Source organism: Acinetobacter minutum, from assembly GCF_035916735.1.
Taxonomy (GTDB): domain Bacteria; phylum Pseudomonadota; class Gammaproteobacteria; order Pseudomonadales; family Moraxellaceae; genus Acinetobacter.
On record NZ_JAQIHG010000026.1, the window covers coordinates 22757 to 29749 of the forward strand.

Here is a 6993-nt window from a genome sequence, read left to right on the forward strand (position 1 = left end):
CAAATTGAGGAGCAGCATGTCATGCCGGTTGTGATCATATTGGTAGTGCTGATTGGATTATTACAGAGCTGGTTGATGTGGTTTGCTCCTTTACCAAATGTCGCTGAGATCCAGCAACAGCAGAGCACTCCATACCGTATTGAGATTGTCGAACCGTATGCGGGGGAGTTCAGAATTTTAGCGAAGCAGCGTTATCCCTTGGGTATGCTGAGCTATGTTTTTGATACGCCCACCTTTGAACAGCTCTCCGGGCTGGATCTGGCTTTGGGTTGGGGACAAATGAGCCGGCCGGAGGTTTATCAAACAATTGATATTCGTCAATCCAACCGCTGGTATCGCTTTCAGGTGGGCGCTCATACGCCATTGCGTGTCGATGAGATTAGTCAGCAGTCTGCCAATACACATATGCTGGCAGCGAATGCTAGGATTGCCAAACAATTACAACAGCTGGATGTTGATGATCTGGTGCTGTTAAAAGGTCAATTGGTCAATTTGTATCTCGAAGATGGACGCTACATGAAAAGCTCTCTGAGTCGGGAAGACGCAGGTGCCTGTGAAATTTTTTTGGTACAAGAGCTAATGTTAAAAGCCTTAGGATGAAAGTCTTGATGCTCGATCGTGTGCAGGCAACCTTCTTTTTATCTTTTAATGCTATGCCACAGTGGTGTAGTTCTCTTCTTTAATCAGTTACCAAAATTCTATTTTATATCAGGGCATACTGCGGCATATTGACGAGAAAAGAGACATTCATGCAGGGATACTGACGATGAAGAAAATCGTACTGGCAATGGGGCTATCCGTATTGGCTGCCGTGCAGGCAAGTGCTTCGAGTTCGGCAGAATATAATATTGCCAAAGGCTTGGCACAGATCGTGAAAAACCAGTCGATTGAGGTGTTACAGCCTTTTCATGGTGATTTCCGTATTTTGGGTTCTAAACTTTATACTCAGGATGAACAGGCTAAATTCTCTCCGATTGATTACGCGGTGAGTTGGGGGCTGTTTGCTGAGCCTGAAATTGCCCGCCGTATTTCCGTGAACCAATATGACCGTTATTTAAATTGGAAAATTGACCAACTGCCGGTTCCTGTCGAGCAGGCTATGCAGATGGTGTCGAATATGCACATCATTCCTGCAGATCCAACTATTGCCCGACAGATCAAGCAAGTTAAACGCGGCGACTTGGTCCGTTTACAGGGCGAACTGGTCAAGGTGAAAGATAATGACTTGGTCTGGGTTTCATCTTTGACACCGACTGATGTAGGCGACGGTGCCTGTGAAGTTTTCCGTGTCCGTTCAATTCAGTGGATTGAAAAAGTCAAAAGTTAAGGGATTTTCTGTCTCAGAACCTAAATAGATATAAGGCACAGGCTATAAAACAGCATAGCTGTTGAGTCTGAACCTTATCCTCAGGTGGGCAATCGCTTTAAGGTGCTTTATTTTGTTGTGCTTTCCAGTGCTGGAGCTGGGCTTCGGCAAGTTGCTGTTCATTCGAGTCTGTCGCAGCAGGAGCTGAAGCCGATGTTTCAGTCGCACTGGTTTTTAAATTCTTTGCCTGTTGTTCCCAGTGTTGATAGAGCAAACCCTGAATATAACGCCCTTGTTCTGTGCTGAGCTCTAGGCCCTGCAGCATTTTTAAAGCGGATTGTGCATGATCACGTTGCCGGTTCAGGGTAAATTCTGGGGTGAGTTCACCCTTTTGCTGTAGCTGTTTTAATTCACTGCTCAGCTCCTGATGGACTGCCGCCAAACGCTGTTGAAAATCTTCCAAAGCGGCAATATCTCGTGCATCAGTTGGCTGTGCTGGAAATTCACGAATTGCGACACTTTTTTCTGCCGGGTGGCTCGTACGCTCATTTTGTGGAGTTTCCACAGTTTTTGGGGAGATCGGCTGCTCACAGCCTGTTAAAAGGCTACAACTCGCCAATACGCCACTCAGGATCACCGCCGCTTTCTTCATGCTGAAATTTCCTAGTGTTATCTATTGTTGTTAAAATGAAAAATTGAACGTCACACTTTTTGCCAGTGATAGGCATAGGTGACATAAGGAAATTCAATCAGGTCTTGGGCAGATTTTCCAGTGTAATCCTGCACGATCTTTTCAAACTGTTGTTTGAATTGTTGCTGCTGATGAGTTGGCATGGCGGCAATAAAGCTGGTCGAAAGTAAACGTTTTGAGACCACCTGTTCGACGCTACCGACATGCTTTTGCTCAAAGATCTGTAAGTTTTCACGATGAAACAGGGTCTGCTGTGTCAAGATCTCTCGCCACTGACCGCGATGATAGCGAGGCGTATTGTCCTCAAAAGGCTCAATCAGATCGGCTAGTGCTTTCACCCAGTCCACACCAATATCGCGCTGGTTCCAGATCAGACCTAAATGCCCGGCAGGTTTTAGGATCCGATGGATTTCCTGCAGGCTGGTGAGATCGGCAAACCAGTGAAAGGATTGTGCACATATGACGGCATCGACTGTGCCTGTGGCCAGTGGTAAATTCTGGCTGCTAGCCTGCAGGGTCTGAACTTCTGGATAATGGTGCTGTAATTGATTCAGCATTTCTGCAACAGGCTCCACGGCAATCACCTGTGAGCACACGTCCTGCAGATATGGAATAAACTTGCCAGTGCCTGCACCGAGATCCACCACAATGTCGTTTTTTTGGATCTGTAGCTGATCTTTTAACCAATTTGTCAGCTCCTGTGGATAACTTGGGCGAACTTGTTGATAAAGTTCAGCAGCCGAGCTGAAGCCTTTTTGTGCAGTTGGATGAATTTGTGTCATATTTTGTGCTGTTTAATTGGCCGGGCATCTATAAAATAAGATACCTCGCAAAAGTGAATCGGCAAACAGACGATTTACTGTAATTTCGGCCCAGTGAGCAGGGCTATCGTTCAGGTCGGTGTCGCAAATGGATAAGCAAATTCTTTTTGAAGATGAACATATCAGAGTCATTTTATTACCAGGCAATTCGTCTGAACTGGTGTTGTCTTTTGGTGACCTGATTACTCGGGCCAAAGGCTTATCCATTAATGCTGAAAAGTCGCTGATGAAGTATGAGTATAATGCGATCGGCATTATGCCGAAGCAGAAGTCCTGGTTCCCTGCGACCAGTATGGCCGAGATGGCGACCACGATTGCCCCGATTCTGGCACGCTTCCAGCGTATTGTCGGCTATGGCGGCTCTATGGGGGGCTATGCCGCGATTAAATATTCCAAATTGCTGCAGATGGATCGCGTGGTGGCGTTTGTTCCCCAATATTCAATTGATCCAGATGAAGTCACGGATATCCGCTATACCGAGTTTTATCAGGAAGATGTCAATAAAGACATGCGCATCCAGGGTGATGACATTCATCCAGAGGCTGAATATATTGTGGTTTACGATCCTTATTTTGACCAGGATCGCGAGCATTATGAAAAGATCAAGGCGGTGATCCCTGATATCCATACGCTGCATTTGCCTTTCACCGGACATGAAGCCCTGTCGGTTCTGGCCAGTTCCAGCCTGTTGAACGACTTTATCCGTCATCCGTTTGATGCACCGTATTTTTACAAACAGATGCGTGAGGTGAAAAAGAACAGCAAGTTCTATTACCGTAACGTGATTGCCAATTTTCTGCCAGCGCACAGCAAAGCCTTAGGTAGGATTTTAAAGCACAATAATCTACAGCTCGATGACCAGTATCTCGATGCCAATCTCAAGCAGCTGATTACCCGTACTCTGTTAAGCAAGCGCCAAGTAACCGAGCAGGATTTACAGAAGTTAGGCATCAAGGTGAATTTGCCGCAGGATAACCGTAACCAGTTGCAGGACTATTTTGGCAATACCCTGGTCTTTAACCTGATTAGCCAGAAACTGGAAAGTTACCCGCAAGCAGCGATTGATCTGAACTATAAGTATCTGATCCCGTTACAGGCGGAATCGAGTGGTTTGGCCAAGATTGATGTGAATCAGGAACGCTACCTGATTGTGATGAATGACCGCCGGGTGATGCGCCTGATCAATGACGAAGATGCCCTATCGACCGATATGAATCCGATCGTGGTGAAGAAGTACCCAGATTTTTATGTGCTGAGCTATAAAGATTTGAATGTACGTAGCAGTGAGCATGGTATCTGCAGTTTTGTAGAAAGTCCGGTTCAGGATACGGAAAAATTCCGTGTGGTTTAAATTGCACTAAATCGCGAAATTTAAAAAGCCCATGCAATGACATGGGCTTTTTTATGATTAGCCTAGATTAGGTGGTTAGGTTTGTTCAGCGTTGAGCTCATGCATTTTGTAATAGTTGTATAGGGCGAGCAGCAGTCCACTGAGAATAATCAGACCAATTCCGGCATAGTCCAGAAAAGCCGGTTGATAATGGAATAGCCATAGGCTGAGCAGACAGGCAAACATCACCTGACTATAAGAAAATGGGGGAAAGCACAGCGGCGGGTGCAAATTTGAAGGCTTGGGTCATGGCCAGATGCCCGACTGTCCCTAAAGCACCTACACACATCAGCAAGATCAACATCAGCCAGGAAAGCGGTTGCCAAAACAGATATAACGCGGGTAACAGTACAATCGTCCCCACCAGACTGGTCAGATAATTCGAGGTGATGACTGAATCCATGCCATTAAGACGGCGCGTCAATAATTGGTACACTGCAAAGCTCACCGCACCCAAAAATGGGAAAACCACCATCCAGGAAATGATCTCTTTGCTAGGGCGAATGATCAGCAACACGCCACAAAAACCAAGCAGCAACAGCCCCCAGTATTGCCAGCTAAAACGTTCTCTAAATAAAACGGCAGAAAGCACCGCAACCAGAATTGGCGTTGTAAAAATAATACTAACGGTTTCCGGTAAGGGTAAATACTTGAACCCGATCATTGAAAAAATACTCAGCCCCAAAAGTGCCAGATCGCGATAAATCTGTAAGGCCAAATGCCGGGTTTGATATAGGGCTTTACCCTGAACTGGTAAGGCAAATAGCGACAGCAGGCTAAACTGAGAAAAATAACGGAACCAGACAATCAACAGGATGGGTAAACTGGCTGTGAGATATTTGGACAGGGCGTCATGACTGGCCATCACAGCGCTGGCAAGCAGGATCAGTAAAATACCGGGTAACAGCTTCATAACAGCTCAGCGCATTGAATGGATGATCACCTTAGCTTGTTTTTCAGGACAAAACTATGATCAAAGTGGTCATCACATCCCGCTTTAACATTTCAAAAAAGAGTCAGCAGAAAGCCTCTTACATTTTGGGATGGAGGCTTTACTTTACCTGAAGTTAAGCTGCGTTCGCGTTAAATGTTCTTCAATTTATAGGCGGAGTACGGCAGGATCTTCGGTTACGGTTTGAGCGGGAACAGGTTTTATAACTGGAGCATTGATCGTTGTGCTGTTGGACGAAGACTGGCTCAAGGGTTGCTGAATGATCGGTGCGGGTGCAGCATTGGGCTCACCGATGACGGCCTGTTTGGTCTCCTGCCATTTTTGGTTGACGGCTTGAGCCGCTTTTTGGCTATTTTCCTTGACGATTGCGGCCTGTTCTGCTGTATAGGTTTTACTGTTTTCCCAAGCATGATCAACTTTCGGTTTGACTTTAGCGATGCCTTTTTGTGCTGCGGTATCCACTTTTTCTGCGGTTTCTTGCACTTTTTGTGCAGTTTTATAGCCTAAAACCTCCAGCAGATTAGGATTATCTCCATAAGGTGGTGCCTTTTTCTCATGATGGGAAGAGGATTGTGCCCAGAGTGAGGGAGTTGCGAGCAGGGCTGAAACCAGAAGGACAGATTTGCAAATATTCATACGCAATGGGCACTCCACAATGATTGATACACCTTGGGTTGAAGTCATAAGTGTAACGGATGGCGTTGGAACTGTTTATGACTTGCCAACAAATAACTACATTTCAACCCAATGATCTCAAATATTTTTATTAAGCCTAAGTGTTCTACGCTATGGTGTATTAAACACAGGCAATAAGCTGATCGGCTGAAAAATTGTTTCTCAGTGCAACAAAATTCGCCTGTTTGGCCGGGTCATGCAGATCAAAATGTGTCACCTTACGCAGGCCATTTTCTGTGATGATCTGGGTGCTTGCAGAGAGTAGCTGATTGTCTTTAAAGGACCAGTGCTCGGTGGCCTGACCGGTGCCCAGATTGGCTTTAAATTCGATGGTGCAATGGTTGGTATATTTCAGCAGATTGGCCTGGTTGCTATCTGCTTCCGGGAAGGCTTCGATATTATGCACTTGTGCCAGGAGTTGTGCATTTGGCGACTGGATTGGAAGCTGGGTGCAGGCGGTGAAGGTGAGGCAAGAAAGGCTCAAAAGGAGGAGTTTTTTAAATTTCATAATACAATTTTTCTTAGATCTAATAGAATTTAGTATAGAAAACAAAAGTAAAATAACGCTGTTGAATAAAAGTAAATTTATCAAAACCGTAGATAACCTCAATCTACGGTTTATCAAATTTAAATGATGTAATTATTGTAATTGAATGATTGTTTCAGCCCGATCGTTATGATCATAAGTAACTTCAAATGCTTTCTGTTTACCATCAAAAGCAGCTTCAGTTGGTGTTCCGACTACTTCCCATAGACCTAAAGTCGCTACATCTGCTACACCATGAAAAATGGTTCTGCTCACACGATTGGCTGTACTGTAGCCTTGATTAAATGTAAAAATTTCAACACGCTTCCCAGCTTTGACTTCTGAGGCGACTGGTGCACCAATCTCTGCAATAATTGCATTTCTTGGCATTCCAGTTGCAAAAACAGATAAATCTTTTTTCGGTGGTTGTTTTGCTGCCATAACAGCAGCACAACCATATTGTCCAACAGATAAAATACAAATGGATAATGCAAGTATATAATTTTTCATATATTTTCCCCTCATCTATATGATCAAATAAAAATGTGATTTATACGTAAGCGTCCGCTGAACCCCATGCCTATTTTTTAATTTGAGTTGGATTTCCAGCGATGTGGCAGTAATTCTTCTAT

At 44.8% G+C, this 6993-nt stretch carries 10 protein-coding genes; 3 read left to right on the forward strand and 7 right to left on the reverse strand.

The genetic code is table 11. The features are described 5' to 3' along the window. Positions 1–21 precede the first annotated feature (21 nt). Together PAE54_RS10210 and PAE54_RS10215 are read left to right on the forward strand one after the other, a co-directional pair. Complete coding sequence (locus tag PAE54_RS10210) at positions 22–600, forward strand: hypothetical protein (protein ID WP_326519359.1); 579 nt, start codon at positions 22–24, stop codon at positions 598–600. A gap of 166 nt (positions 601–766) precedes the next feature. Beyond that, positions 767–1327, forward strand: coding sequence for a hypothetical protein (locus tag PAE54_RS10215; protein ID WP_326519360.1), 561 nt, complete (start codon positions 767–769; stop codon positions 1325–1327). A gap of 97 nt (positions 1328–1424) precedes the next feature. On the opposite strand, the gene PAE54_RS10220 is transcribed toward PAE54_RS10215, so the two are convergent. Both PAE54_RS10220 and PAE54_RS10225 read right to left on the reverse strand, forming a co-directional pair. Beyond that, a complete protein-coding gene (locus tag PAE54_RS10220; protein ID WP_326519361.1) occupies positions 1425–1958 on the reverse strand; it encodes a hypothetical protein in 534 nt (177 codons plus the stop codon). A 50-nt stretch (positions 1959–2008) separates the two neighbouring features. Further along, complete coding sequence (locus tag PAE54_RS10225) at positions 2009–2779, reverse strand: class I SAM-dependent methyltransferase (protein WP_326519362.1); 771 nt, start codon at positions 2777–2779, stop codon at positions 2009–2011. A gap of 127 nt (positions 2780–2906) precedes the next feature. Here PAE54_RS10225 and PAE54_RS10230 point away from each other — a divergent pair, with 127 nt between their 5' ends. Then, positions 2907–4169: a hypothetical protein gene (locus PAE54_RS10230; protein ID WP_273777560.1), complete on the forward strand. Its 1263-nt coding sequence runs from the start codon at positions 2907–2909 to the stop codon at positions 4167–4169. 75 nt (positions 4170–4244) lie between these two features. Here PAE54_RS10230 and PAE54_RS10235 read toward each other — a convergent pair whose 3' ends face one another. From PAE54_RS10235 to PAE54_RS10255, 5 genes are all read right to left on the reverse strand, one after another. Further along, the gene (locus PAE54_RS10235) at positions 4245–4394 is read right to left on the reverse strand and encodes a hypothetical protein (protein WP_326519363.1); all 150 of its coding nucleotides are present in this window, start codon (positions 4392–4394) and stop codon (positions 4245–4247) included. A 7-nt stretch (positions 4395–4401) separates the two neighbouring features. Then, positions 4402–5121 carry a DMT family transporter gene (locus PAE54_RS10240; RefSeq protein WP_326519364.1) on the reverse strand — a complete coding sequence of 240 codons (720 nt, stop codon included), beginning with the start codon at positions 5119–5121 and terminating at the stop codon, positions 4402–4404. A 186-nt stretch (positions 5122–5307) separates the two neighbouring features. After that, positions 5308–5796: a hypothetical protein gene (locus PAE54_RS10245; protein WP_326519365.1), complete on the reverse strand. Its 489-nt coding sequence runs from the start codon at positions 5794–5796 to the stop codon at positions 5308–5310. A gap of 160 nt (positions 5797–5956) precedes the next feature. Beyond that, positions 5957–6343 carry a hypothetical protein gene (locus PAE54_RS10250; protein ID WP_326519366.1) on the reverse strand — a complete coding sequence of 129 codons (387 nt, stop codon included), beginning with the start codon at positions 6341–6343 and terminating at the stop codon, positions 5957–5959. A gap of 132 nt (positions 6344–6475) precedes the next feature. After that, complete coding sequence (locus tag PAE54_RS10255; RefSeq protein WP_273777556.1) at positions 6476–6871, reverse strand: hypothetical protein; 396 nt, start codon at positions 6869–6871, stop codon at positions 6476–6478. Between the last annotated feature and the right edge of the window lie 122 nt (positions 6872–6993).